The sequence below is a fragment of the Tolypothrix bouteillei VB521301 genome, assembly GCF_000760695.4.
Lineage (GTDB): Bacteria > Cyanobacteriota > Cyanobacteriia > Cyanobacteriales > Nostocaceae > Scytonema > Scytonema bouteillei_A.
The window spans coordinates 180,896-206,315 of sequence record NZ_JHEG04000002.1 but is presented as its reverse complement, the minus strand read 5'-3'; the positions used below and the strand labels follow the sequence as shown (position 1 = coordinate 206,315).

Annotated in this window: 18 protein-coding genes and 1 CRISPR repeat array; of the genes, 2 read left to right on the top strand and 16 right to left on the bottom strand. The window is 41.2% G+C overall.

Going from position 1 to position 25,420, the window contains the following annotated elements; all coding sequences use genetic code 11:
- Positions 1–3: 3 nt before the first annotated feature.
- The 15 genes from HC643_RS39665 to bchI all read right to left on the bottom strand — a co-directional run bounded on the left by HC643_RS39665 (position 4) and on the right by bchI (position 20,634).
- Positions 4–2,880 (bottom strand): hybrid sensor histidine kinase/response regulator, encoded by a 2,877-nt coding sequence (locus HC643_RS39665; protein ID WP_038090227.1) that lies wholly within the window; start codon positions 2,878–2,880, stop codon positions 4–6.
- A 54-nt stretch (positions 2,881–2,934) separates the two neighbouring features.
- On the bottom strand, positions 2,935–3,606 hold the full coding sequence (locus HC643_RS39660; protein ID WP_038090228.1) for a chemotaxis protein CheW: 672 nt from the start codon (positions 3,604–3,606) through the stop codon (positions 2,935–2,937).
- Positions 3,607–3,614: 8 nt separating this feature from the next.
- Positions 3,615–5,372 (bottom strand): HAMP domain-containing methyl-accepting chemotaxis protein, encoded by a 1,758-nt coding sequence (locus HC643_RS39655; protein WP_038090230.1) that lies wholly within the window; start codon positions 5,370–5,372, stop codon positions 3,615–3,617.
- Positions 5,373–5,572: 200 nt separating this feature from the next.
- A complete protein-coding gene (locus HC643_RS39650; RefSeq protein WP_038090233.1) occupies positions 5,573–6,853 on the bottom strand; it encodes a CheR family methyltransferase in 1,281 nt (426 codons plus the stop codon).
- The gene (locus tag HC643_RS39645) at positions 6,834–7,316 is read right to left on the bottom strand and encodes a chemotaxis protein CheW (RefSeq protein WP_038090234.1); all 483 of its coding nucleotides are present in this window, start codon (positions 7,314–7,316) and stop codon (positions 6,834–6,836) included. Before HC643_RS39645 ends, HC643_RS39650 begins: the two co-directional genes overlap by 20 nt.
- Positions 7,297–7,506 (bottom strand): hypothetical protein, encoded by a 210-nt coding sequence (locus tag HC643_RS39640; protein ID WP_050046206.1) that lies wholly within the window; start codon positions 7,504–7,506, stop codon positions 7,297–7,299. The genes HC643_RS39645 and HC643_RS39640 overlap by 20 nt, the downstream gene beginning before the upstream one ends.
- 204 nt (positions 7,507–7,710) lie before the next feature.
- Positions 7,711–8,898, bottom strand: coding sequence for a glycosyltransferase (locus HC643_RS39635; RefSeq protein WP_063779536.1), 1,188 nt, complete (start codon positions 8,896–8,898; stop codon positions 7,711–7,713).
- Between the two features lie 419 nt (positions 8,899–9,317).
- A complete protein-coding gene (locus HC643_RS39630; protein WP_038090237.1) occupies positions 9,318–11,120 on the bottom strand; it encodes a pentapeptide repeat-containing protein in 1,803 nt (600 codons plus the stop codon).
- A 57-nt stretch (positions 11,121–11,177) separates the two neighbouring features.
- Positions 11,178–13,178, bottom strand: coding sequence for a histidine phosphatase family protein (locus HC643_RS39625; protein WP_038090240.1), 2,001 nt, complete (start codon positions 13,176–13,178; stop codon positions 11,178–11,180).
- 322 nt (positions 13,179–13,500) lie between these two features.
- Positions 13,501–13,746, bottom strand: a complete 246-nt coding sequence (locus tag HC643_RS39615; protein ID WP_038090242.1) for a metallophosphoesterase — start codon at positions 13,744–13,746, stop codon at positions 13,501–13,503.
- A 362-nt stretch (positions 13,747–14,108) separates the two neighbouring features.
- The gene (locus tag HC643_RS39610) at positions 14,109–14,525 is read right to left on the bottom strand and encodes a globin family protein (RefSeq protein WP_038090244.1); all 417 of its coding nucleotides are present in this window, start codon (positions 14,523–14,525) and stop codon (positions 14,109–14,111) included.
- A 585-nt stretch (positions 14,526–15,110) separates the two neighbouring features.
- Positions 15,111–15,572: a cupin domain-containing protein gene (locus HC643_RS39605; protein WP_038090246.1), complete on the bottom strand. Its 462-nt coding sequence runs from the start codon at positions 15,570–15,572 to the stop codon at positions 15,111–15,113.
- A gap of 219 nt (positions 15,573–15,791) precedes the next feature.
- Positions 15,792–17,993: direct repeats of the CRISPR family, unit length 37 nt; unit sequence GTTTCAATCCCTGATAGGGATTCGTATAAATTGCCAC.
- A gap of 294 nt (positions 17,994–18,287) precedes the next feature.
- Positions 18,288–18,899, bottom strand: coding sequence for a Uma2 family endonuclease (locus HC643_RS39600; protein WP_038083032.1), 612 nt, complete (start codon positions 18,897–18,899; stop codon positions 18,288–18,290).
- 245 nt (positions 18,900–19,144) lie between these two features.
- Positions 19,145–19,441, bottom strand: a complete 297-nt coding sequence (locus HC643_RS39595) for a hypothetical protein (RefSeq protein WP_050046203.1) — start codon at positions 19,439–19,441, stop codon at positions 19,145–19,147.
- A 77-nt stretch (positions 19,442–19,518) separates the two neighbouring features.
- On the bottom strand, positions 19,519–20,634 hold the full coding sequence (gene bchI / locus HC643_RS39590; RefSeq protein ID WP_038083034.1) for a magnesium chelatase ATPase subunit I: 1,116 nt from the start codon (positions 20,632–20,634) through the stop codon (positions 19,519–19,521).
- A 392-nt stretch (positions 20,635–21,026) separates the two neighbouring features.
- Between bchI and HC643_RS39585 the strand changes: the two genes are divergently transcribed.
- Both HC643_RS39585 and HC643_RS39580 read left to right on the top strand, forming a co-directional pair.
- Positions 21,027–21,647 carry a hypothetical protein gene (locus HC643_RS39585; protein ID WP_038083035.1) on the top strand — a complete coding sequence of 207 codons (621 nt, stop codon included), beginning with the start codon at positions 21,027–21,029 and terminating at the stop codon, positions 21,645–21,647.
- A gap of 90 nt (positions 21,648–21,737) precedes the next feature.
- A complete protein-coding gene (locus HC643_RS39580) occupies positions 21,738–24,419 on the top strand; it encodes a two-partner secretion domain-containing protein (protein ID WP_082051783.1) in 2,682 nt (893 codons plus the stop codon).
- Positions 24,420–24,486: 67 nt separating this feature from the next.
- Here HC643_RS39580 and HC643_RS39575 read toward each other — a convergent pair whose 3' ends face one another.
- Positions 24,487–25,182 carry an RpnC/YadD family protein gene (locus HC643_RS39575; RefSeq protein WP_336604415.1) on the bottom strand — a complete coding sequence of 232 codons (696 nt, stop codon included), beginning with the start codon at positions 25,180–25,182 and terminating at the stop codon, positions 24,487–24,489.
- Positions 25,183–25,420 lie beyond the last annotated feature (238 nt).

The window sequence follows — 25,420 nt, the reverse complement described above, 5'->3', positions numbered from 1 at the left end:
ATATTAACGACCTATTAAATCGACAACAGCATTTATCAGCGTATCATCATGAAAACTACTTTTTGTCAAGTAGTAATTTGCACCTGCTTCTAAGCCTTGAAGGCGGTCTTCCTCCCGGTCTCGGTAGGACATAACGATGGTAGGTAGAGAGTGCAGGCGGGGATGATTCTTGATTTGCCGAACGAGTTCAATTCCATTCATTCGTGGCATATCAATATCGCTGATGACCAAGTCGTAATGGTTGGTGCGAACAGCGCTCCATCCTTCCATACCATTAACAGCAACATCCACTTGATAACCCCGGTTCTCCAACAACTTGCGCTCCATTTCTCTTACCGTAATAGAATCATCAACGACTAAAATTTTCTTACGCTTGTTTGCCATTTCTTCTGCTGTGACAACACCAACTTTGGTCAGTTGTCCTGCATTCAGAATGGCATCCATCGAGCGCACTATGTCCGAGACATCCACAATCAGAACTGGTGACCCATCGCTGAGTAAGGATGTTGCACTGATATCGGGAACTTTCCCCAAGCGGGGATCTAGAGGTCTGACAACCAAATCGTGTTCGCCGAGAAATTTATCGACGACCAATCCATAGGTATCATCGCGATCGCTAACCACAACCACCGAAAGTGGTCCGGACGTGGGTGAGGGTTCGCTGAGTTCTAGAATCTGATGAGCAGCAATCAAACCAATATTTTTCTGATTCATCGTGAAATATTGTTTATTCTCGACATCAGAAACATCTGAACGTTCCACTGTGATAATGTGACCAATTCTAGCTAAGGGAATGGCATAAGGTCTTCCAGAAATTTCAACTAGTAGCGTGCGAACAACAGAGAGTGTCAAAGGTAATTGAAAGTGGAAACTTGTTCCCAATCCTTTTTGAGAAACAGCACGCACCGTTCCACCGACTTCTTGCGCCATACTCTTGGCAATATCTAACCCAACACCACGCCCGGAAATTTCAGTCACCTGTTTTGCTGTGGAAAATCCTGGTAAAAACAGGAACTCCATCAGTTCGCTAATTGAGAGTTGAGTTGCTATCTCAGCCGTTGTCAGGTTTTTATTAATAACTTTCTGGCGCAACTGCTCTGGATCTATACCTTGACCATCGTCAGCAATAGTAATTGCTAACATACCTCCTCGATGGAAAGCTTCCAAACGGATTGTACCTGCACTTGGTTTTCCTGTAGCAGCACGTTCCTCTGGAAGTTCAATTCCGTGATCCACAGCATTCCTGAGAATGTGAGTCAGAGGTGCTTCCAGTTTTTTAAGAATGTCGCGATCCACCGATGTTGCTTTACCAACAATTTCTAAATTTACCTGCTTGTTCAGCTTGCGTGCTAAGTCGCGAATCATGCGTGGAAAACTCTGTACGCCATCAGCAAAGGGGCGCATGTGGGAAGTAATAACTTCCCGATAAAGACGATCCGAGAGATTAGCAGTTCGTTGAGCATAAAGCTCCAATTCGTTGAGGCGATCGCTCAAAAAATCAAGACATTCTTGCTCCCGTTGTCGCGCCTCCTCCAAGTATTCCTTCCCATCTTGTTGATATGCTCCTCTGTCAAGAGCATCTTGCAAATGTTCTAAAGTTCTAGAAAGTTCGACAAGACGCCATTTGAGAGACATCATAGAATCTGCATGAGGTTGCAACCAGTTCGCTTCAATCAATGACTCCCCCGCCAAACCCATAATCCGGTTCAAATTTTCAGCACTGACCCGCACCACTCTATCTTGAACAGCAATCTGTTCGGATGCAGAACTAGAAGGAGCAGTCAATTCCGAACGCTCCTGAACCATTACTTGAGCAGGTGGTGGAGATTGGTTCACCACAACAAGCGCTGAATCGGGATTTAATTCAGTTCCCAGTAGAGATGAAACAGGAACGGGAGCGTTAGAAGTGTTCTCTTGGATAAGTAAAGGTGCCGCTTTGGGATTTAAAATAGTCTCTACAGAGACTCGCATCCGTTCAAAAGCTGCTTCATTGTTAGCCAGCCATTGATGTAAATCTGCATTGCTCACCTCGCTGATGCCTTGCAATAAATCTACTGCTTGGAGCAGTACATCAACTCGGTCGGAATCTAAAGTTATGGTTTTATTTTGCGCTGCTACAAAGCAATCTTCCATAACATGAGCCAAGTTAACCACCGCATCAAGTGCAACGATTCGAGCAGACCCTTTAATTGAGTGAGCGGCTCGCATTAATGTTTCCAATACTTGTGCTGAGTGAGGATTGCTTTCTAGGGCTAACAGCCCTTCATTCATGACAGTAATTTGCGCTTCTGCTTCCAAACGAAACAGATCCATCATTGAACCATCATCATCGCCTGTTAGGGTCGTTACAGAATGAGTTGCATCTGATGGCGGTACGGGAGTCTCGCTAGGCAATGCATTTACAGAATCCGTTGTATCTAATTGTGCTGTCTTTATTTCAATTTTCAGTACATTTACAGCATGAATGTCCTCTAATTGTAGTACATTTACAGTCGGTAAGATTGAAATTGCCTTTTGAGTCGTGGCTAAATCCCAAGAATAATCTGAGAGCCATTGCTTGAAATCTCCATCTGCTGCTTTGCTCATACTCAAAAGTAAATCGCTAGCATGAAGTAAAAGCTCGATCTGCTCTTCACCAAGCGTTACAGTTTTATCTTGAGCAGCCATAAAACACTGCTTCATAACTTGCGCCAAGTCAGAAGCAACCTCCAACTCTACAAGTCGAGCAGTTCCCCATACTGAATGAGCTGCTTGAGTTGCTTGTTCGAGTTCTGTCATGGAAAAGGGCTGCGTTCTTAGTATCTCAAGAGTTTCCCGAAAGATTGTCACCTGAGCTTGAATCTCTTGACGAAACAGATCCATTACGGAGTATTCATTCATAGATCGAATTAATTGTTAGTTAATAATTATTCCCTACCTCCTAATCCCTCACCGCTACAAAATTTTGTGATTGAGAGTGTAAAACAACAATTCAGAGTCCAGATAATTCACTTTTTCTCCCTGCCAATGAATGATTCCTTTGGTATAACCTTGAGTAGCTTTAGTAATCACAACGGGAGCATCCCGTAACTCCTGAGAGTGAAAGCGGTAAATTCCATGAACTTCATCAACTGGAAAAACCCATTTGTCGTTCCCTTGTCCTGCTACGATCATTCGTTTGATATCGTGAGAAGTTTCTTCTGTTGTTTGCAGATTCAGCAGGTAACTGAGAGAAGCACAAAGTAATGTTTCCCCACGAATGTTCACCAATCCTAAAAATAACTCGTTGCTCCGGTGGGGTAGAGGTTGAATCACGCATGGATGAGTCACTTCTTGCAAAATGACCACTGGAAAAGCCAATCGCTCCCGAGCAAGTCGAAAGATGACGATGGAAATGGCTTCCTCTGTCCTGATAATCGCTTCATTGCTTTCGGTTTCTTCATCAACGGGTGTTTCTGAGAGAATATTCATCCACTCATCCATGTAGTTGAGTGGGGGATCTCGTTCTAGCAAACTATCGCCTACGGCGGCGTAAACAGGACAGTCATGGCAGTGAATTACGGTTTTTAATTCGCTACAGGAGCGATCGCCCATGACTCCAATTTGATTCCAGCAATCATTTAACATACAGACCCCTAACTTTGTACTTTAAAGCGAGAAATTTCTCCTCGTAATGCTTGGGCGGCATCATCTAATTGCTCTAAGGCGCTATTGGTTTCGCGTAAAGCATCTACTGTTTGATGGGATGCTTCTGTCAATTGCGCCATGGCTTCGCTAATTTGGTGCGCCCCAAAAGATTGTTCTTCTACGCTTTGACTGACTTGTTCAAACTGGGGAGGTAAACTCTGCACTTGATGAATGACTGCACCAATCTGGTTGCTAATCTTGCCAATCCGGTCAACACTACTGCTGACAGAATTGTTGAATTTATCCATTTCCATCACTCCACCAGCTACAGCTGATTGCATATCTTTGACAATCTGCTCGATTTCTAAAGTGGCGACTGCAGTTTGATTGGCAAGGCGTCGGATTTCTCGTGCTACGACAGCAAAGCCTGCTCCGTATTCTCCTGCTTTTTCTGCTTCAATGGCTGCATTCAAAGATAGAATGCTGGTCTGGTCGGCAACTTTGGTGATGGTAACGACAACGTTATTAATGTTACCAGCTTTTTTATTCATGATGCCCAGCTTTGAAGTAATGGAGGTGGTTGCTTCTGCAAGCTGTCGCATCACGCTTTCCATCTCTGCAAGTTCATCTTGGCTATCACTCGCTGCGATCGCAGTGGCTTGAGCCATATCTGCAACTTGCTCCATTGTTTTCACAAGTCCTTTAGAGGTGACAGCAATTTCACGAGCTGTTGTTGTGACTTCTTTGGTTGATGCGAGTTGTTCTGCAACTGTAGCCTCCAATTCTTTTCCAGAAGCAGCAATTTGAGTTGTAGAGGTTGTAATTTGTACCCCTGATTGTTGAACGCGACGAATCAGAGCGTTCAAGTCTTTACTCATGGTGTGAAAAGCTCTTTGCAGCTTGCCAATCTCGTCTTCTTGTTCGGAAAGTTGAATTTGTGTGGTGAGATCGCCACCTGATATTCTTTGAGCAACATCCACAACTCCTGCAATCTTAGCTCCCAAAGGTTTGGCAATGATATTGCTGAAATATTTGCCAAAGAAGATAGCGATCGCAGGTCCAATCAATATGGCAATAATGGTTGCGAATCGTGATTGGCTGATATCATCTTCAGACGATTTATCAGCTTTTGAAGCCGTGTCCTCATTAATTCTGATTGATTCTAAAAGTGATGTAGTGGCTGCTTCAAAAGAATTGCGATTTCCTTTTACGCGCTCGCGCATTTGGTCGAAAGCCGTCACTGCTTTTTGAATTTCTGTCATTTCTGGTGAAGTTCCTTTTCCTTGACGCCAAAGTTCCATTTCTTTAGCATAAGGATTGAGAATTTCCATACTTTCAAACTGTCGTTCAATTCTGAGAAATTCCTCATGGTTGTTTTTCCATTTATCCCAGTTGTCTAACAATTTCTTATAGTTTCTATCTTCTTCTTCACTTCGAGGTGTCTCTTCGTATTGCTTAAAGCCCTCATTAATTTGTTTCCAAGCATTTTTGATTCTTTCCAATTCAGTTTGCCGTTCTTGTAATGTTTGTCCTGGAATTAATAAAGCTCTTTCTGAGGATTCTATTTGCGTTTGACCTTCATTGACTTTCCACAATCCAACTATACTGGGTAAACTGTTATTACTTAATGTATTAATATTGCTACTCAGACGAAATGTGGCAAACAAGCCTACCACAGCTACAATGAGAATTAATATACCCATCAAAATGAAGGAGGTCATGATTCGACCTTGCAAGGATTGATTTTTAAATGTATTGCTTAACATATTAGGAGGTTGAGGGTAGAAGATAACGTTTAGGGGGTATGAGATAGGTGGTAGGGAAGTAAAAGTCAGAGAAAAGGTGTTGATACCAATTGGAAAAGAGTGAGACGGACTATTTGGTAAAATTCAATCTAAGTACAACTTTTTCAATCCAAAATGGTATGACAAGGAATGACTGTGACTTACCCTCTAGCTCCTAATCCCTACTCCTTAATCCCTATCCTTAACTTTTGGATTCGTTGCTGAAGAATTGATGCACTCACTAGATCTCCGCGATATTCTTTTAGGAGAGCAAGCTGCATCAATGCTTCATAACAGTTTGGATTGAGATAAAGAGCTTTTTGGAAACACCGTTCCGCCTGATTGTACTCAGTTTTTGCCTGGTATAGTGTACCCAATAAAACATGAGCTTCCGCACTAGTTTGCTCGCTCTCGAGATACTGTTTGCAATAATGAATTGCTACTTCCACTTGTCCTTCATCAGCTAATTTTTTAGCTATGTGAAGATTTTCATGAGGTTGCGTAATATTCGGTTGATGAATAGTGGATTGTGTTTTAGTGTAACTAATGGTAGAAGCGGTGGGTGTTTTCTTGAGACAAGAAGACAAGTGTCGGATTGGCTTTTGATTGAACTTATTAAGTTGTATGTGTTTGTCTTTTTTTAATTCTATTTTTTGTATTGGCAATTGGCTACTCTCAACCTTACAGTAGGCAAAGGTAAAAGACTGGCGAATGGGTGTAAAGCGATCGCTCTTGATTTTTCCAGTTTCCGAAGAGCCAACAAAAAGCAACCCGTTAGGGAGTAACAGTCGTTCGACAAGATTGAGGACTTGAGTGCAGGTAGATGGTTTAAGATAAATTAATAAATTGCGGCAAAAGATGACATTATACTTGGCTTGAATAACAGAAAATGCACTCAAAATATTGCTCTGTCGAAAAGTGACTTGACTGCGAATAGATGGTAGAACTTCAAAGCCCTCGGCTGTTTGTTGAAAATAGCGATTGCGTTCAACAAATTCTTCACCACGGAATGAATTTTTGCTATAAATTGCTTGCTGTGCTTTGGCGATCGCATGTTTGCTAATATCAATAGCATCAATGCTAAACCGATCTGTGCGTAATCCCGCTTCCATCAAAGCAATAGCGATTGAGTAAGGTTCTTCACCACTCGAGCAGGGTACACTCAAAACACGAAGTTTGGTATGACAGAATTTGGGTAACCATTCAGAGCGAACAAAATTGATGAGAAAATCAAAGGATTTGCGATCGCGAAAAAACCAGGTTTCTGGAACAACGATTTGTTCCACGAGTTCTTCAAATTCCTGTGGAGAGGTTTGTAGAAGCTTGAGATAAGTTTCTATATTAGATAGCCCGCAAGCAGAAAGGCGCTTATCCACTACTTTAGAAATTTTGCGAGAGCCTATTATACTAGCATCTATTCCAATTCTTTGACTCAAAAGGGTTTCAATAGCTGTTAACGTCATTTGTTTTTCCCTCTTTTGGTTCTAACAAATTGATTTGTTGTAAATTCGTAAATAAACGAGCTAGATGAATATGCTGAATCATTCCTTTTTCGTCCATAATCATTTCCCCCAAATATGGAACTTCATGTGCTAGCAACCCTGAGGAAACAAACTCCGTTTTTGACTTGTTCAGAGTTTTGACAACTCGTTCTGCCATCAAACCAATGTACTGCAATAGGTTATTTTTACCAGGATAACTAACAACAATCACACGGGTACTTAAATGTGTTTGACTTGGTGTTCCTCGAATCAAGTGGCACAAATCAATAACAGGTACAATGGTTCCTCGATAATTAAATAAACCAGCGACATATTTTGGTACGTGATGCACTTCCCTATAAGCAACTCTAGGGATCACTTCAACCACATGAGAACTTTCAATAGCATATGAATGAGTTCCTACATTAAAAAGTAATAATAACATCAGTATTTATATGCTCTCTTGCGTGATAGTAAAGCTGATTTTTAATAATTTGGCGGTTAAATTCCTGGAATACCAACGTTTCGATCGGAGCAACTGCTTCTGCAAACGAACAGGGAAACTTAGCGATGCTTCCATCTAAATGTTGTTGCGATCGCAAACAATCTATACTGAGTGGTTCATATCTAGTCAACGCCAAAACTCCTTCAGCTTTATAGAGGACTTGTCTGGTGACAGCCAGCTTTGAAAGTCACAAGCTGTTGCCTGCCATATTGTTCCCCTACCAAGGTGCAAGATCGCAACTGCTAGTTTAAAATTTTGTTAAGTTTACAGGACTTACGCAACTGTCATAAGCCTTGGTGCAGCAAAGCTGCACCAAGCACCCAACAACCACCTGTCAATTCTGGGTTGACAGACCACTAGTAGTACGGCTCGATTTCAAAGAGCCTTGTCCGTTGTTGGATGTACTTGCACATTGCAGATCGTGATACCCAATTGTTTTGAGAAAGGCGATCGCCATCGGGACAGGGCTATAGTGTTCTAATGCCCAACGTCTCCCCGCCGTGCCGATTTCTTCAAGAATTTCCGGTTGTGCTGCTATTCTATCTACAGCTTCTTGTACATTATCTAAGTCTATCCCGATGTAATGTTGCCAGTTCTTTGGCATTGTAGGGAGAGCAAAACCGTATTTCTCAAAATCTATGTGAAGAGTTACGCATCCTGCTGCTAATGATTCCCAAAATCGCCAGCTATCCCATTGTACGGCTGTGTTGGACTTTAATTTCAACTCAGTAAAAACACGCTTTCCAATCCGACTGGCGAAACTCCCAGGGTGCTTAAACCAAGTGGGTATAAAAAAACCTCCAAAGGCTGCACATGCAGCTGAATTTTTCAGGCGCTCGTAGTAACTTGGGTAATGGCGTCCGCCTGATTGTTTCCAATGATGATAGTTATAATCATCTACAGGCTTTTCACTATCAATATAGTTGTAAATGGGCAATATTTTTGCAAGATGCGGAATCACCTGGCTACCAGTCATTTGCCTGACAGAATGGGTATTGGTTTGCCAATGTCTGTAATTGATGAGTAGGTGTTTATTTCTATCTTGAAAGTTAGGGACTTGCTCTAACTCTCGCAATATCCGATAAGTGAGTCCGAAAGGCCAAGGGTAAAAATTATCGCCATAATGGAAATGTTTGTTAAAGTGATTTCTCAAAATGAAGTCAAACTGCTTAAATTCGGGTCGGTCGATATAAGTGCGATCGCCATCTTCTGTATCTATATAAACAGTTAAATACTTTCGACTGGGATGAAACAAATTTCTTGGTAAAGGAAGATTAACAGTGTACCAATTATTTGAGAGTATAACTACAGAACAATCATTTGGGGTAATGTCTGGATTGTGACGAATCAGATATCTTTGTTCTGGGGACTCCTGCCAATAATTTACATTAGAAAAAAAAGGTATACCTAATTCTCTAAAGCCTTCTGCCAGACAAACCAAACAATGCTGTAACTTATTGCCCTCTGGAACGCCTTCTCTTGGGTCGCAGTAGAAGTATATCGGTGCTGTCAGTTGTCTCATTATTTTTCCTGGTAGTATATTTGACATTTAAGCTTGGCACACACAGTTTATATTGTTGCATAAAATTACAATAAGATAAGTATATTCGTTTTCATTATCGGTAAATACCCGCACGCCATTCCATCTGTTGGGAACTCCTCTTTCCAGCAATATTTGCACTCGTTTTAAAAGTGATGCAGTAGCTGCTTCAAAAAAACTGCGATTTTCTTTAACGCGATCGCGCAGTTAGTCGAAAGCCGTTACTGCTTTTTGAATCTCTATCATTCCTGGCAATTTTTTATACTTATTTCAGTAATTAAGGTGTGGAATTTGTATTCGTACAATCTCTACAAAGCTACTTACCACGGTCTCAACAACCTTGTATACTCAGGTGCGGAATGTAGGTTGTAGCGATAGCGTAAGCGCTAACTGTACTGGGCTTAATTTTGAGAGCGATATTTTGAACCATCAGGCATAATTGCACCTTCTAGAAAAGCACCACTGAGTTCAGCTTCGCTCACTTTAGCATTTTTGAGATTGGCACTACCTAAGTAAGCTCCTTGCAAATTAGCACCACTCAAACTTGCATTTTTCAAATTAGCACCACTTAGGTTGGCATGACTCAAATCTGCACAAATTAAATTAGCATCATTCAGCTTGGCACTATTGAGATTAGCTCGACTCAAGCGAGTAAAACCGAGTTTTGCATGACTTAGATTAGCACCACTAAGTTTAGCCTCACAGAGATTAGCATTATCTAAATTGGCAGAGTGGAGATTGGCATTAGTCAAATCACTTGTCATTAAATTAGCATTACTCAAATTAGCATGGGAGAGATTAATATCTACTAACTCCGCACCAGGAGCATCTAGTCCTCTGAGGGAAACACCATCTTCATTCAAATCTTGAAGTGCTAAAATTCTGGCATAGCTAACTTTCACCCCATGTGCTGCATCAACTGTACCCCAAGCTTGGTAGTGAAATTGTTTGCGGCGATCTGGAGTTTCTTTAATGAATAGAACTAGCGCCACCACCAAACTGACAGTGTCAGCCGCACCCAAAACCTCTCCCAACACAGAATTATCATCAACAATTACAACAACTACTGCAAAAAGAACTGCTGAAACTATAGCGATTAACCATGTTGGTGCTATCCAGAAAGCATCCATCAGTTTATGAGGAATTTGCTTGAATTTGCTGAATGACAGTTCCGATCTTTTGGTATGAAATTGCCAAGTTGCAGGTTGTTCGGATGGGACAGGTTTTGCTACATTTGTAGGTTGTTCTACAACTTTAGGTGCAGATTCTTCCCCCGCACCTTTTAACATCAACGCAGTAATTACTCTATAAGCGTCTAGCCAAGCTTTTTTGACTTCAGGAGTCCAATTTTGTTGGAGATACTGCTCAAAAGTCAACAGTAAAGCTTCCCCCACTGGTTTATAATATTTGGGAATGGTACCATAGCCAGTATGTCTAGCTCCTAAAGCTTTGAGAACTGTCCCTAAAGCTTCGGGATTGCGGAGATTTTCTACCACCAAAACCAGAGAATTTAACAGTTTTTTCTCTTGAGTTTTCATATCTGTTTTAGTAAACAGTGGTTTCACTTCTGGATGTGCTTGAAAAAGATTTTTGTAGAAGCTGGCTGCAAATTCATCGGCTTGGGGTTTAACTTTTTCAAAACTGTTTACTAATATTTCTACAGGTAACTCTAAAGGTTCTTCTGGTATTTCTGTTAAGATTTGGTCGGCTGGTTTTACCTGTGGAATTCCCCCTAGTTTTTGCTCAACTGGTTTTTTAAGTGCTTGATGTTCTGAATTTGCTGCTATCTCAGATTTAACTCCTGTTGGTGTATTTAGCATCAACGCAGTAATAGCTGTAAAGGCATCTAACCAAGCTTGTTTAACTTCAGGAGTCCAATCTTCAGCCAGATACTGTTCAAATGTCAGTAGCAAAGCTTCTCCCACTAGCCCATAATAATTGGGAATAGCTCCATAGCTAATATGTCTACTTCCTAGTGAATTGAGAACTGAACCTAAAGCTTCAGGACTGCGGAGATTTTCTACCACTAGAACCAGAGAACTTAACAGCTTTTTTTGTTGATTTGCCATATCAGTATTGGCAAATAACGGCTTTACCTCTGGGTGTGCTTGAAAAAGATTATTGTAGAAACTGGCTACAAATTCATCAGCGTGTGGTTTAACTTTTTCAAAACTTTGCTCTAAAATTTCAACATTTAAAGACATATTTATTTCCTTAAGGTTACTTTGTACTGATAGTATGCAATTATTTTAAGCCTTCTATTAAACCCTTGATGCAACTGCGGATGCAATACCAGGAACGATGTTCAGATTAGCAACTAACCCATATGTTGATAAATACTCTTCTAATTCTTGCAAATCGACAGTTCCATTTTTATCGGCATCAAGAGTGGCGAAAAGATAATCTGTGATGTATTTCCTGATTTCTTGGGAGCTACGTTCTCCTGTTGTCATATCTTCTATTCGACCTAAAAGCTCCATAATCTCGTCTCTATTGAGTGCTTTACTTCCATCTGTATCCAATTCCAGGAACAGCTTTTGGATTTCTGCTGTTGCCAATCTCGAAGAACGCAGTGTTTCTCGCAATAATTCATTCCCAAATGAATTCATAAACAATATCTGCTCGATGAGTGGTATGCAGAAAAAACCTAGTGCTGCCCAAAAAATTGCATATTTTACTGCTGCGGGATTCGCAGTTGTACTAACTCCGATAAAAAGAGCAGCCCAAAGGAAAAAGTTGGGATTAACAAGCAGAATATAAGCATCTTGAGATTCTGCCTTATTGAGCTTACCTTTCGTTAATACTGAAGTTAATACAGCAAAGATGCGTATTAAGAGAAAGACTAATGTTGCTACGGCTAGTTGCTGTAAACAAGCTAGAGAACTGTTGACATCTGTTGCAGAAAATAAGTCAGAAGTGAATGTTGGCACAGTAAACTGAAACCCGGTTGCAAAAGCCATGAATGCAACAGCTAGCACGCCGATAAATTTCCAGTTCTTGCTATGGTGGTTTGATTCAACTGGAGATTTGTCACGCCAAAACTGAGCTATAGCTCCTGGTATTGCCAAACCAACAATGAGAATAATAACAAAAAATATTAGGCTGGAAGAGTTAATTGGTAATTGTTTTGCCAAACCAAATGTCACAATCAGTGCTACTGGAGTAATGATTGATAAAGTCCTGGATAAAATAGCTGAGGGATAAAGATTACCGCCCCAAAGTATCGATAAAACTGGGGAAGTAAGGGCGGGTGGCACCATCAAAAAAAGCACCCACATAACTTTATATAAATCGCCAGGGCTTTGATACAAGATTCCAGAAAATATTAAAAATAGCCCCACTGTCCATCTAACTAACATCCACCCATAGACTATATATTTCACAGTTGCCGTAACTTTGCGTTTACTGGCTGCAAAGTCAATGTCTAAGTATGTATAAAAGGTTGAAGCCGCAAGACAAGCAACGATGATAGCTCGAAATAGTACTGATGGAATTCCCCCTTCAGAAGCACTTAACGCCCTAAGCAAACATCCTAATAAGAAAGCAGCAGCATAGAGCAAAATTGCCCACATAATTGACAGATCGTTGATCTGTTTGCGTAAAGAAGCAGCACCACTGGATTCTTTGTTGCGAAACTTGACTAGCTCATCTCGACTGAGAGCTTTACCATTAGGAAGTTTCAGATGTTTATAAGCTGTTGGTGGCAAATTGCTTAAATAAAGTGCTAAAGGCTCCAATACATATTGGTGACATACTACCAGAACATTTTCACCGCGTTCTAAGTGCGGTACAACTCGTTCCTCGTAGAAACTAGCAGCGCGATCGTAAACTTGTGCGATCTTTTCGCCAGCTGGAGGTGCTTCATTATGTGAATGCAACATTTCCTCGAAGCCTTCGTAGCCCAAAGCTAGACGCAATAAATTCAGGTTACGTCCCGCAAAAATCCCAAAAGACTTCTCACTAATTCGATGGTCGATTTGAATAGGAGTATCGGGGACTTTCAAAGCCTGACTTTCAGCAAGTGCAATTTCACAAGTTTGTCGTGCGCGTCTCATGTGAGAGACATATACAGCATCAAACTTCACTTCTTTTTTCTTGAGATCGAAACCTGCTTGACGGGCTTGCAATCTCCCAAATGTAGTCAAATCTACATCTAACACCCCTGCAAAAATATTGCGTTCGTTGCTGGTACTTTCACCATGCCGGATAAAATACACTTTTCCTGTTTGATGATTATTTTCTACTACTTGGCTAGATGTCATGGACAGATTTTCCGAATTAGAAATTATATTCAAGATAAATTCTCCTTTTGAAAATTATTCATATTGTTTATCAAAGTAGTGTGATATTAATCACGGAGATTTTAAGAAAAAGCATTATAAACTTCGTCAGACAAGTCGATCGAATAGCTGTATAAATCTTTCGGTGTCTACATCTAAACAAGCTTCTAAGTTAGGCGGATTGGTTCTTTCATCTCGGCGATCGCGTCTATCTGCAAGTGACATACTAGTTGTAAATCGTCCTTGAGTACCATCAGTTTCGTGAAAGCGATCGAGTTCTACTTTTTAATGTATAAATTGGCATTTACTCATTTACTATTGGGAAATTTGCCATCTTCTCCAGAAACAGTAAGTGAGGTAACCCATAACCTAATTTGTGATTTCCCAAGGTCACCACATCAGGAGCCAAGTAATTCATAATTTCTATGTTAGAAATTTCTTGGTATTCTGTATCAATTGTTGAAACTTGGAGCATATCACCAGAAATAATAAACAGCACGTTTTTCTCTTCCCGGCGCACCTGATTGATATATCCAGAAAGCAGGGACATATATGTTTGCTTATGATTTGAATATAATATATCAAACATTATCAGATTTTTAAAATAAAGCTACTTGTTTAGAGAATCAACCGACCTTTCCTACTTTTCCGATTAATTGGGTTTGAGATACTTGATAAGGTATGGCAACTGTATACCTACTATAAAGGTGTTGAAAACATTTTCCTTATAAGTTTGCTAAGGCGAGTATTTGTAATTCGTCTGCATCTGCTGTTCTCTACTGAAACTTGCGTTGGCTATTAAATAGGCTTTACCCACAAGCTACAAAATGACTTATGAGCAAAGCATTGAGCATCTCAAATCGGCTGTTCAGTCAAAATTTGTCTTCAAAAGGTCGATAAGTCTCCTTAAAATTAAGGATATACTTCCTCTGCACCTTTTAGCATCAAAGCGGTAATTGCTCCAAAAGCATCTGTCCAAGCTTGCTCCACTTCAGAAGTCCAATCTTGCTGAAGATACTGCTCAAAAGTTGTTAGCAGTGCTTGTCCAACTAGAGGGTAATGTTCGGGAGCAGTTCCATAGCTGATATGTTTGGCTCCTAGCTTTTTTAAAGCTTCTTCTAAAACCTCTGGTTTCCGGAGATTTTGTACTACCAAGACTAGAGCAGCTAACAAATGTTGCCGTTGCTCTACCATATTAGTATTGGCAAATAACGGCTTTGCTTCTGGGTGAGATGCAAACAGGTTTTCATAGAAACTAGCTACAAAGTCCTCAGCGCGAGGTTTTATTTGAGCGAAACTTTGTTCTAATAGTTCAACATTTAAAGACATTTTTCCTGTGATTTGGACATAACATATCAAACCTTATCAGGTTTTAAAAACAAAGCTATTCTTTTTTAAAATCAACCCACTTTTCCTACTTCAACTTTTTTAATGAATTAAGTAGAACGAGGTGAAAAAAATAAACTATGTAAAGATAAGTAAATATATACAACGTTTCCCAATCTGGTGAAGTACATTTTCAAAGCTAATAACCTTGTTTAACAAGATTTGGGTGTACCTCAGTTGCTTAGGAAACGCTATAATGTGTTTATAAGTAACAGAGAGATGGGTAGAGCCGTTTAAGGGTATTTCTGACTAGAGAGCAAGATAGAACTCTTTTTCACTTGAGAATGGCAAATGTACTGTAGAACGTGAAAGACAGAGTAGAAGCCATTAGATTAAGCGCACATGGTTGGTAAGTAGAGAGGATAGCGGCTTACTTTAATTGGAGCGCACAAACGGTGCGAGAAGTATTACATAAATGGCAAAAGCTAGGACTAGAGTGATAAAACTTTGCTTTTTGAGAAACGAGGGAGTAGAAACTAGGAATTAATTTTTCCTCAAAATCACACTTGAGTAGAAGTGGAAGAAAAATTAATAAGGAGTGCCATCCTTATGAGTAAAAATCCAGGATTTACCATCAGGACTAACTTGTGCTAGCAAATCGTCATCTGGATAAGTGACTGCATCATTTGGAGTCCGATCTCCCACCTCTAAATACATCGCTACTTTACTGGAACGATTGAGCAAATGATGTCCGTTGCCGTCACCAGCGGGAAACCCGGCAGCCATTCCTGGAGTTAGCCTTTGTTCGCCTGCATCTGTCACCAAAATGATTTCGCCATCTAATACGTAAATAAATTCATCTTGGTGAGAATGCCAATGCCGTAGTGCAGAAGTGCTTCCTGGTTCTAGAGTCACTAAATTCACACCAAAATTTTTCAAGCCAGCAAAATTACCCAATCGCTGTCGTATCCGTCCGGCGACAACCTCTTGAAACTGTTGTGGGTAGCGCGAACCCGTTTCCTTTGGTACGTTTGTTGGGTCAATAATCATGTTGACTGAATATTGGGAAATCAATCTGTTAATTATCGCATGGATCGTTAGGTATAGGAGTCTCTGCTATTGTTGCTCAGTGCCCAGATTCTTGGATCTGTTAATTATCGCATGGCTTACTACCTACCCAAGGAAATTGCGATCGCAATGTTTCAATCCTAATAATCTTTTGTATAAATTGCAACCTCAGAGGCATGGGGCGTTGGTCGCTACTTCGATGTTTCAATACTTAATAAAAATTCGTATAAATTGTCACATTATTTATCTGGTAGTTTTGTTTTTGAAAATTGTTTCAATCCCTAATAGGGATTCGTATAAATTGCCACATCAATGCAAAAACAATTTGAATATTGGCATCAATCTTGTTTCAATCCCTGATAGGGATTCGTATAAATTGCCACGCGACATTGGGTAATGTTCCAGGGCTTTCTCCACTTTGTTTCAATCCCTGATAGGGATTCGTATAAATTGCCACATTTCATCTTAGTGTTTCTATCAAGTGATTTATCTGTTTCAATCCCTGATAGGGATTCGTATAAATTGCCACCCATGCCTTTTAGATTACCCTGAGGAAGAAGAACGTTTCAATCCCTGATAGGGATTCGTATAAATTGCCACGGTTCGGCATCAACCAACATTACGGCTACGATATGTTTCAATCCCTGATAGGGATTCGTATAAATTGCCACTTCTCACAGACTAGATAAAAGTGACCTTGTAAAGCTGTTTCAATCCCTGATAGGGATTCGTATAAATTGCCACTTAATACGGGTGTTGTGCCCATGATTAATATTGTTTCAATCCCTGATAGGGATTCGTATAAATTGCCACACTTGCTCTGATAACTGGTATTGGGCATTAGGCGTTTCAATCCCTGATAGGGATTCGTATAAATTGCCACTGAAGCAATAGCGTGAAGGTTTTGCATAACTAAGTTTCAATCCCTGATAGGGATTCGTATAAATTGCCACGAAAATCCGTTATCAAGCGCACCTTGATCAATTGTTTCAATCCCTGATAGGGATTCGTATAAATTGCCACGCACTTGCACATTGAATTACCGCAAGCCGTGTGGAGTTTCAATCCCTGATAGGGATTCGTATAAATTGCCACAAAGCCATTTTCTCTTCATATGTTGCGCCACTTTTGTTTCAATCCCTGATAGGGATTCGTATAAATTGCCACCTCTTCGGGCTGTGGTTGTGGTTGCTGTGGTAAAGTTTCAATCCCTGATAGGGATTCGTATAAATTGCCACATTAAAAAAAGGTTGGCACGTCACAGCCAACCGTTTCAATCCCTGATAGGGATTCGTATAAATTGCCACGAATATAGCCCCCTACCTTCGATCTGAGCTTTTCGTTTCAATCCCTGATAGGGATTCGTATAAATTGCCACGACCAACCATTGGTCAACTGTGAAGTTCAAAAACTACGTTTCAATCCCTGATAGGGATTCGTATAAATTGCCACGCCCTACTCTGAAATTCCAAAGGCACCACCCAAGGCAGTTTCAATCCCTGATAGGGATTCGTATAAATTGCCACGGCTGTCGGTTTTTCACTTACGAAGGCTATGCCGAGGTGGTTTCAATCCCTGATAGGGATTCGTATAAATTGCCACGAATAGATGAGATGTTTCCAGGCATAAGTGAAACGTTTCAATCCCTGATAGGGATTCGTATAAATTGCCACGCAAAATATGGTGATGAAGGTTCTTGGGGTCCAATACGTTTCAATCCCTGATAGGGATTCGTATAAATTGCCACTCACTTCAAAAGGTTCTTTACCGTGATTGATTAAAATGTTTCAATCCCTGATAGGGATTCGTATAAATTGCCACCGATCGCAGTTATGAAAGCTATAGATAATTTGAGTTTCAATCCCTGATAGGGATTCGTATAAATTGCCACATAAGCTATAAACCCCTATAAAGCTGGCTCTCAATACGTTTCAATCCCTGATAGGGATTCGTATAAATTGCCACCCCAGCAATGGGGGTTTTAAATAATGCACAGTCCGTTTCAATCCCTGATAGGGATTCGTATAAATTGCCACTTGAATCGTGCTTCCTCAGCCTTAGCAACCCGCTCGTTTCAATCCCTGATAGGGATTCGTATAAATTGCCACCCGGTAAGAACTTCATCATTACTCCCCACCAAGTAAATCGTTTCAATCCCTGATAGGGATTCGTATAAATTGCCACTTACCGTATCCGGGTTCGGCTAGGTCGAGCACTACAATTGTTTCAATCCCTGATAGGGATTCGTATAAATTGCCACTGAACCGGGATGGATTTACTTGATTGAAGCAATTGTTTCAATCCCTGATAGGGATTCGTATAAATTGCCACTTGCCTGTTAGATGTGCGCCTGCTTTAGCGCTATTGTTTCAATCCCTGATAGGGATTCGTATAAATTGCCACTGCCGGGTTTTGAAAGGGTTTCTCTATTTAGTTTTCAAGGTTCTCTGGCGCGAATGGGTTTATCGTAACACGATTGAGACTGGTAGTGTCAAGAGAAAATGGCTGAAACCTATACCTAGTAGGGAGCGCGGATGGGTGGGAAGAAAAATTCGGCTGTAACCCTGATGTACTCAGGCATAGAAGGTCTTTTTTGAGTTAAGCGTTTTTAAACACCTACCCATCCGCGTTTTTTGGAACATAAGTACTACAATAATGGTATTTTACCAAACTATAAAACGTAGTGCAGTGCAAGGGTTAAGTCCTTGCCTGAAAAACTTGCCGCACAGTTAGATTTAATTCGGGAAAAGTTGGAGAGATAATGCGATCGTCTCCACGAAACTGGGTCACTCGCTGATATTCGCCTTCTATCAATTCGTAAATGGAGAGAGTGGGTTGCTTTGGATTGCCAATGAAAAGTTTGCCACCCAAAGCAGCGTAGTCCGCAATCCAGTACTCGGGAATACCCATTTCTTCATAATCAGCGAACTTTTTCAAATAATCATCACGCCAGTTAGTACTAACAACTTCAATAACTAGAGGAACTGATGCACCCTGGGAAACTGTCGATTCTTTTTCCCACAATGGTTCTGCTGCTAAATTTTCATCATTTATTATCAAAATATCGGGCAAATACCCTGATTCGCTTCCTGGCGGTTTTACTAGCGCCTGATTCGGTATGAAGTAAGGCAATTTCAACCGTTTGTACTCAACGGTTAATTCGGAAGCTAAAAAACCTTTGATTCGTTCATGCGGTCCCGTTGGTTGCGTCTCGATAACCAATCCATTGTGCAGTTCGTATCGTCCTACTTCAGGTTTCCATCTCAAAAATTCTTCAAAAGTGACTAATTTGGGTAGGGCTTGGGTCATACTAATATCCTTTTGAAAGGAATCTCTTAATTTTAATAGTTGTTAGGGAACACTCAGGTTCAGAACTGCACAAAATGGGATAATACCGAAGACGGCTAATAGCTAATTGCTTATTAACCATTAGCTATTAGCCATTAGCCATTAGCCATTAGCAATCTAAATTTTCTACAAATGATTTAGGATTGCTATATTATGGTTATTGACTTCAGAATTCATGTGGCGCAATACTAGTTCGGACTTCGGGTTCAAACAGTTTGAAAAACATACAAAAACCCAAAGCCACTAATTATCAAAAACAAAAATGCTGCTAATTGATTGATGCGCGTTTCTGGAGTTGGAGCAATGGCTTCTCGTACCAATATAGAAAATGATGCTCCAACTACCAAACTCCAACCAAGTATCATGTATGGCGACTCGAATGTAATTTGCCAAATCATGAGCAATACAAGCGCCACTAAAACCATTACCATCTCCACAAAGCGCGGAGGGTTGTACTGGCTCGATAAAATAAATGAATTAAACCAAAAGCGCCAAAATCTCATAATTAAGTCACTGGTTAGCGGTTACTGATTAATCTGGATGGTCACCGGTCACTGATGAAATGACCAATGACCGATCGCTAACTTCTCACCTTTTGTCCCGTACCGTTTGTTTGTGCTGTATCTTCAGGTATTTCTACACCAAAAACCCGACCAAAAGCTTTTTCTACTTTGTAACCAGAATCAATAGACTCCAAGGGGTCTTTCCGCAACCTGTGACGCAAACACAAAGTAATGATGCGACGAATATCATCAACTGTGACTTCGTTGCGCCCTTCAAACGCGGTTATTGCTTTAGCTGCGCGGTTGGTGACAATATCACCCCGCAAGCCATCGACATCCAGTTCAGAACAAACTTCAGAGATTTTCACTCGTAAATCGTAATCAATTGTAACACTTGGTAAAAGCTGTTGGGCATTGACGATTTTTTGCTGTAGTTCTTCCTGCTGAGATTTGTACTTTTCCAAAAAAGCCGGAGGATTTTGGTCAAATTCTGCCCGTTGTTCCACAATTTGCACGCGTAAAGCTGGTTCTTTCACTGTGTGAATCTCAGCATGCATGCCAAAGCGATCGAGGAGTTGAGGACGCAGTTCCCCTTCTTCTGGGTTCCCAGAACCTACTAGCACGAAACGAGCTGGGTGACGAATGGAGATACCTTCCCTTTCTACCGTGTTCCAGCCACTTGCTGCAGAGTCAAGAAGCACGTCTACGAGATGGTCATCTAGCAAGTTCACTTCATCTACGTAGAGAATACCTCGATTGGCTTTTGCCAACAATCCCGGTTCAAAGGCTTTAACACCTTCTGATAAAGCTTTTTCGATGTCAATGGTACCGCAAACGCGGTCTTCTGTAGCTCCCAATGGGAGATCTACCATGATCACCTTTTTCTGAACTGTAGGAATCTCCGCTCCTTGCTCTAGCTGTAGGCGGATTTCATCGCTCATCAAATCGGGATCGCTGGGATGGCTGTTGAATGGGTCATTGGCGACGACAGGGATTTCTGGTAGCAAGTCAGCCAGCGCCCGGATAGTTGTGGATTTCCCCGTACCGCGATCGCCCATAATCATCACACCACCAATTTTTGGGTCAATCACGTTCAACAGCAGAGCCAGTTTCATTTCTTCCTGACCCACAATTGCTGTAAATGGAAATACCACACGACGCGCACTTGCGGTGGCTTGAGCAGTTGGACTCACGCTTGTTACCTTATCTATATATTTCTTATTACCGTCTTTTATTGTGCCATAGGTAGGGTACTGGAGATTGGGGACAAAGAGGATAAAAAATCCTGTGTGCTCGGTCCTCGCTCCCTATACTAGTACAGAACGGTGTCAATAAAGCAACCATTAGTAACAGATAAAAGGCAAAAGTCAGCTAAAGCGGATCGGAAATAAACTGGATGATTTACAAACTTTTATAAAGTTATTTAATTTGTTGCAGAAAAATCAGAAAATTGCCTGAAGTATAAGTTGGGACAAAAAATTTATGCAATGCAGCATCTTCCTCTAAATCGCTGTAGTTGTGGGACGAAGAATTTTGTGTATCTACCGTAACCACATTACTGAGCTGACAACAGGAGATATTTACAATGACAGTTTTATATATTGAATTTAATACCATTGAAGGTTCCGATGGAGCCAACGATATTTTATTTGGATCTGAACTGAACGACCAAATCTTCGGTAAACAAGGAGATGACACTCTAGGCGGTGGTGATGGCGACGATATTGATTTGCTTTTTGGTGGTTTGGGGAACGATACATTAAAAGGCAGTGTTGGAGTTGATTACTATTTCTTTCAAGACCCCAATGCCCGAATGCAAGATATAGGACCTAACAAAATTCAGGTAACTAGTTTTGAAGGTATTGATATCATTGAAAATTTTGAGCAAGGAGATGATATTTATATAGCCGATACAGTGACAGATTCCAGTTCTGGTGGGACTACTCAAGTTCCCTTCCATAGTGCCACCAATCCTGTCAACCCTCCTATCTTCATAGAATATAAATCCGTCTTAGGTTTGACAACTTTAGTTCCACGTGTTGTTGTGGGTAGTTACAAATTGAATGATAATTTAAAACTGGGAGGCATACATTCCTTGCACGATTCCTTCTCAGGTAATACACCGAACTTTTCTACAATAAATCACTTAAATACAGGAATTTTTGATACAAATTCACCAATTCTGGATTTCAGTGGTAGTTTCTAATATTCTGCTACTGCAAGCTCCCCGACTTCTTCAAGGAGCCGGGTATCTAACCATCTGGATCGCAGATACGCTTTTGGGTTGGAATGTGTAATGACTACCATACTTTTATCAAGCAGAATAAGTCTGAAAACGTGTTTGGCATTGGTTGCATTGCTGGGAATAAGTACGGTTAAACGTGCAGTTGCTCAAAGTATTGTACCTGATACAACTATGGGAAGTGAATCTTCAAGAGTTGGCTCTCTTTCCGGCATACCACTTGATATAATTGGCGGCGGCGCAACTCGTGGCAATAACTTGTTTCATAGTTTCCAAAAATTTAACGTCGATGCAGGACGAACTGCGTCTTTTGTCAGCCCTAATGGTATAAAAAACATTATCACTCGGGTAACAGGTAGCGATCGCTCAAACATCTTAGGTAAACTGTCCGTTTCTGGTAAAGCCAACTTGTTTTTGATCAATCCCAATGGCATTAGCTTTGGACCCAATGCCAGCATAGACATAGGTGGCTCGTTTATGGCAACAACAGCCAATGCCATTCAGTTTAGCGATAAAGGTTTGTTCAGCGCTTCTACCCCAGAACGCCCGAATGCAACTTTAACTATTAACCCTTCAGCACTGCTCTTTAATCAAATATCAGCCCAATCAATTATCAATCGCTCTTTGGTAGGTTTAGAAGTTAAGCGCAATCAAAGTTTATTATTGGTGGGTGGTGATGTAGAGTTAATCGGGGGGAAACTCAAAGCACCAAACGGTCAACTCAGTCTGGTAGCGGTTTCAGGTAATGGAGTTGTTAACCTTCAAACCGCAGACAATCAACTGCGTTTGAGCGTTCCTGAGAGTGTTCCCCGAGCTAACATATCACTCTCACAACAAGCATTGCTAGATGTGTCTTTGCCTCAAAACACGGTTGTAGGTGATAGTGGTTTGGAACCTAATATTCAGCTACAGGGTAAACGTATTTCAGTTCGCGATTCTCAAATATTTGCGATCGCTACAGGGACAAATACAGCAGGAACATTAACAGTAAATGCTTCGGAATCACTAGATGTTTTGGAAAATAGTCAACTTTCCACTGAAGCTTTGGGAACTGGATTATCTGGCAATTTGACAATTCAAACAGGTCGTTTGACTGTGGGTAATGGCTCGCAAATTAGTACGGGAATTTCAAGCTCTGGAAAGGCAGCAAATCTTTTCGTAACTGCCACCGAATCTGTAAACCTATTTGGAACTAATGAGTACGGCAAACCGAGTGGTTTATTTACGAATGCTTTAAATGGAGGAGATGCTGGAGATATAACTATCCAAACAGACAATTTTGTTGTGAAAGATGGAGCACAAGTGTCAGCATCTAGCAGTGGTGGTCAAGGGGGGAAACTCTTTGTAAATGCCAAGTCAATAGAACTTTTTGGTACGGCTGCTAATGCCAATCCCAGTGGATTCTTTACTAGCACCTCAAACGGTGGAAAGGCGGGAGATTTATCCATTAAAACGAACACGCTCACGCTTCAAGGTGGAGCACAAATTTCTGCATCTAGTCTTGGCGGGCAAGGTGGAAAACTGTTTGTTGATGCCCAATCGGTAAACATCTCGGGTTTTTCCAATGCAGGTAACTACTCTAGTGGATTGTACGCAGTTTCGCAAAACAGTAAGGGAGATGCTGGCGAATTAATTATACAGACAGGAACACTGATTGTCGGGAATGGGGGACAAGTCTCAGCATCTACATTTGGGGATGGTGAAGGTAAAGGCGGAACCTTATCAATTAATGCTTCCAAATTGATTGAACTTGTAGGATCTTCTCCTACAAGACAAAGCGGGTTGCTTGTAGGAACAGCTAATTTCGGTACAGCAGGAGATATCAATATCAACACGCCAAAGTTGATTGTTCGAGAAGGAGCAATTATCTCTGCTAAAACTGCAGGGCTAGCAGAGGGGGGAAATTTAACCATCAAAGCTGGAGAGATCTTTCTCCAAGATAGAGGTCAAATCAGTGTCAGCAGCGAGGGTGGAAGCCAAGCTGGCAATATAGATGTTACCGCTGCGTCCATTCGTCTCGATCGCCAGGGAACTATTTCAACAGAAACAAAATTCGGTGAAGGTGGAAATATCACTCTCAGAGCCAGAAGCATCTCACTGCGTAACAATAGCAACATAACTGCTACCGCAGGGAGCGATAACGCGGGCGGTAATGGCGGAAATATTAATATAGATACCATTATCTTGATTTCCTCAGCCAACAGCGATATCACAGCTAATGCCTTCACTGGAAGGGGTGGGAATATTAATCTTAAGGCTCAAGGGCTATTTCTCGCTCCAGACACTGATATTACCGCCAGTTCTAGATTCGGTACAGATGGTGTTGTACAAATCAACAGACCCGATACCGATCCCAGTAGTGGGTTAGTTGAACTACCCGCAAATTTAGCTGATGCAACCCAACAAATTGATACTAGCTGCAATGCTGGTAATATCCAAACAGCAAATTCGCTCATTGTTACAGAACGTGGTGGTATCCCAACCAGTCCCTACCAGCCCTTAATAGCTGATGCTTTGCAAGTAGATTGGGTAACTCCTCAACCTGACACTCACGCTCGTTCTTCATCCACTCGTATAAAACAAACTTCTATAAATTCAGGAGCAATTGTCGAAGCAACCAGATGGGTAAAAAGCGCTAACGGTGAAGTAGTTCTTGTGGCTCATGCGCCTCATGTCTCTCCTCAGAGTTCTTTGCGCTCTCTTCAATGTTTGAAAACACGCCCTAGCCCCCCTTAATAAGGCTAGGGGATCTCAATGTGTATTTTATGGAGTGGAAAAGTGAGTTGCAGCTACCTCGTATTACTCACGCCCCTGGTTGATAAACTTGCCGTAACTCCTTAACAGTACAAGCTGTGTCTATCGCTTCTAAGATTGTCTCTAACAAACTTACATCAGAGATAGATTCAATTTCAGGTAATAGATTTTGACCCGACTCACCAAATTTGAGTTTTACCCCCAAAGATATAGCCTTTATAAGTACGGACTGCTTACCTTTTTCAATACCAATTCGCTCAACCGAAGTGATGTACGGCATACGTCTAGACTCCTCAAAAGTGCGTATTTCTTGCCAAAATTCCTGTTCTAACTCAGATGGTAAACTCATCATCCAGTCAATAAACTGGAATAAATTAATGATATCCTCCCTCTCAAAACCCAACTCGTACAGTCGTTTGGTCAGTGCTAGCTTCGACTGAAGCCGTGCATTACGGTCACTGCGCGTCTCAATTGCCTTGAGGTGCGCCATCACGACTGTGGCAAACGGGTTGCGACTGGCGAATAGCTCCGACCACCTTTGTTCATAGTCTACCAACTTTACAATTGGGAACTGGAAATCCATCCTACACCCAAATAATTGGTAACCAAATTGGGTTGGTCGCCAAGTGCTACGCTCATCTCCCAAAACTGCCAGTGATACAACCGGGCGCTTGTACCTGTCATAAATGCGATAGTTGTAAATAAACATCCTTTGGGTAAAGTTGCTTTCTTCTTGAGCCTGCACCTCCACATGGATGAGTATCCAAGCTTCTTCACCACTAGTACGATAAATCTTGACTAGTTTATCAGCTAATGTAGGATGTCCTTCCAGGGCGAGTCGAATTCAGTTTGGGGGTCGCTCATGTAGGTAACAATAAAATTGGGCAACCAAAATAATAGCTTAAATGTCGATTCGTCCCCGACATGAATGACGCATGAGTATCAAGAAATTAATGAATTGATACTCATACTTCGGGGATACC